This window comes from uncultured Bifidobacterium sp. (assembly GCF_963540075.1).
Taxonomy (GTDB): Bacteria; Actinomycetota; Actinomycetes; order Actinomycetales; family Bifidobacteriaceae; genus Bifidobacterium.
Genome location: NZ_CAUTOG010000085.1, coordinates 1 through 2,966 on the forward strand (window position 1 = coordinate 1; position 2,966 = coordinate 2,966).

2 protein-coding genes and 1 pseudogene are annotated in these 2,966 nt (G+C 65.4%); 2 read left to right on the forward strand and 1 reads right to left on the reverse strand.

What is annotated here, in order from left to right; all coding sequences use genetic code 11:
* Window positions 1–707, reverse strand: a pseudogene (locus RWX87_RS06755) (hypothetical protein); the annotation flags it as partial.
* A 228-nt stretch (window positions 708–935) separates the two neighbouring features.
* On the opposite strand from RWX87_RS06755, the gene RWX87_RS06760 reads away from it, so the two are divergent.
* Both RWX87_RS06760 and RWX87_RS06765 read left to right on the forward strand, forming a co-directional pair.
* On the forward strand, window positions 936–2,204 hold the full coding sequence (locus RWX87_RS06760; RefSeq protein ID WP_314688838.1) for a putative ABC transporter permease: 1,269 nt from the start codon (window positions 936–938) through the stop codon (window positions 2,202–2,204).
* 38 nt (window positions 2,205–2,242) lie between these two features.
* Window positions 2,243–2,821 carry a hypothetical protein gene (locus RWX87_RS06765; RefSeq protein ID WP_314688839.1) on the forward strand — a complete coding sequence of 193 codons (579 nt, stop codon included), beginning with the start codon at window positions 2,243–2,245 and terminating at the stop codon, window positions 2,819–2,821.
* Window positions 2,822–2,966: the final 145 nt, after the last annotated feature.

Consider the following 2,966-nt stretch of genomic DNA (forward strand, 5'->3'; position numbering starts at 1 on the left):
TTGGAGAAGCCGTTGCTTCCGCCGCCCATCATGCCGTTCCCGAACTGGCTGCTGCCGTTCTGTGTGGTGGACGTCGTGGTCGTCGTCAGGGCGGATCGGACGATCAGACCGCCCACGGCGCCTCCGGCGAATCCGCAGACCAGGCTCATGACGGCCACGGCGGCGATGATCAGGCTCCTCCGGTGACGGCCCTTGCCGCCCTTGGGTCTGCGTGCCGTGCCATTCGGGACCTGCGGGCCGCCCGGATACTGATTCGCTGGGTCCGGTCCGTATCCGTACTGGCCATACCCGTACTGTCCGTACTGCCCGTTGCCGTACTGGCCCTCGGGGTATTGGCCGTTGCCGTAGGCGTTGGAACCATAAGGGTCAGCGCCGCTCTGTGTGTTGCCATAGGGGTTCTGCGGGTATCCCTGCTGCGGCCCGTCCTGCCATTCGCCCTGGCTGTTGCGGCCCGCCTGCTCGACGTTCTGGGGTACCGGATCGCTGGTCGGCTGCTGGTCGGCATGCGCCTGTTGCCCGTATGGCGCGTCGATCCCGTTTCCCGTCAGGTCGTCACCGTCGTCCGCTCCGTAAGGATATTCGGGAATCGTCGTCGTGGCGGCGTCGTTTCGCGCTCCGCTCGTTCCCGTCGTCGTTCCCGTCGTGTCCTGCGTGATCTCGTCCTGCCCGGCGTCGTCCGTGGTGGTTTTGCCCGTGAGCGTGTCCATGTCGGTCCTTTCCGGCGTCGGAGGACGCCAAGCCGTCTGGGCGGATCTTTCAGACATCCGCCGTCGTTGAGTTCCAGTCAAGCGCAGGCACCACGCCGGGCGCTGGGGACGGCCGGGGGATGCTCTTGAGGCTTCATGGATGTTTCCTGAGAACGAATGGGGCCGCCAAGGGCTCCCGATGGTAGCGTGATGTGGTCGGTCCGGCATGGAGGAAGAAGGAGAAGGCGGATGCGGCCGAAAGATCTTCATGGTGGCGAGGATTCCGTCCCTGCGGAAGCCGTGGATGATGACGCGCGCGAGGGCATCGTTGCCGCCGACCCGCCGTCATCCAGGCCACGCCGTCATGACGGGCTTCCTCTGGCGGCACGCGTTTTCGGAGCGTTGGTGGCCTTGGTCGGCGCCGCCACTCTTCCGGTCGTGGTCATGTCCACCGTCGGAGCCCTGCGACGGGTGGCGGAGGGACGCGAGTCGGTGGATGCCCTCGATCTCACTTTCATCCTCTTCTGTCTGAGGATTCTGGTCGAATCGGGCACGGCCGTCTGCCTTATCGTCTTCGGCGGCCTGCTGATCGCCGATCATCGCCGCCATGCGGCGCGCTGGGCGTATGCGCTCATCGTCCCCACCTTCGTCGAGGGTCTCCTGACTCTGGCTCTTGAGGGCGTGGGCAGAGGACTGCTGTCCCCCCTGGCGCAGCTGATGGTCCTGGTGGCGCTGTCGGTGGCCCTCGACCCGGGCCTTATCGGCGAGCGTCGGGTCCAGCTGACGCTCCGACGCATGGATGAGCGCGACCTGTACGAGCGCGACCTCGCCCGGGGCATGGTGGGCCGCGACGAGACGGGGCGGGGCTACATCGCTCTGGACTTCTTCAACATCTTCTGGCTGTTCGTCATCGGCAGCGTGTTCGGTCTGGCCCTGGAGACGGTGTACCGCGTCCTCACCTCGGGCGTCTTCGAGGATCGGGCGGGGCTGTTGTGGGGCCCGTTCTCCCCGATCTACGGCTGCGGGGCGGTGCTGCTCACCGTCTGCCTCAACCGGCTGTGGCGGGCGAATCCGGTGTTCCTTTTCCTCGCCAGCGCCGTCGTCGGCGGCGCCTTCGAGTACGCGACGAGCTGGTTCATGCAGACCGCCTTCGGCATCACCGCCTGGGACTACACCGGCCAGTGGCTGTCCATTCAGGGGCGGACGAGCGGCCGGTACATGGTGTTCTGGGGGATTCTCGGGACCCTGTGGGTGAAGCTGCTGCTGCCCCGTGTGCTCGCCCTCATCAACCTCATTCCCTGGAAGGTGCGTTACTCGTTGACGGCCGTATGCGCGGTGCTGATGGTCGTCGACATCGCCATGACGCTGATGGCCTTGGACTGCTGGTACGGCCGGGTGGCGGGGACGGCCACCGATTCGCCGGTCACCAGCTTCTTCGCCGAACATTTCGGGGACGCCGTGATGTCGCACCGCTTCCAGACCATGCATATCGACCCGTCCGAGGCGACGAGGCTGTAGTAGGGCCGCGAGAAACGACGAGACGAGGGCCGGTGGTCATGGCGAAACTCTACCGTTTTCGGTATAGTCATGATATGAGTGCCAGGGTGAGGTATCGGGATGTCGTGCGTGAGGTCGCGTACGACAATTATGGCTACGTCACGACCAAGGACGCCATGGAGGCCGGGGTTCCTGCGATTGAGCTACCCAAGCTGGCGGCCCGAGGAGGCCTGACGAACGTCGCCTATGGCCTGTATCGCGTCCCGGACGTTCCACCGACGCGCTTCGACCAGTTCGCCGAGGCCCTGCTGCGAGTCGGCGAGGGTGCGTATCTGCATGGGGAATCGGTGCTGGCCCTGTTCGGTCTCGCCGATGTGAACCCCAGAAGGATCAGGGTCGCGGTTCCCCGCCGCGTGCGTGCCAAGGTTCCGGCGTTCATCGAGCTGATGCAGGTTCCCGACGGTGCGGGCACCACATTCTATGAAGGATTGGCGTCGCAGCCGGTGAAGGACGCGATTCTCGAATGCCGCGGGCGCATCGAGACCGAACGATTGGCGGACGCGGCTTGGCAGGCGAGACGGGAAGGTCTGCTGACCACGACGGAGTGGCGGCAGATCAGGAAAGGACTTCGGCCATGAACTACGACACCGCACCGGTAAGCGTGCGTTCCTTGGAGCAGCGCATCCGCAACCTCGAAGGTTCGGAGGGGTTGGCGTTGCGTCGTCGTGTGTCGATGGCGCTGGTTGTCGTTGGCCAGATGCTTCCCGAGGGTGCCGTCAAGGG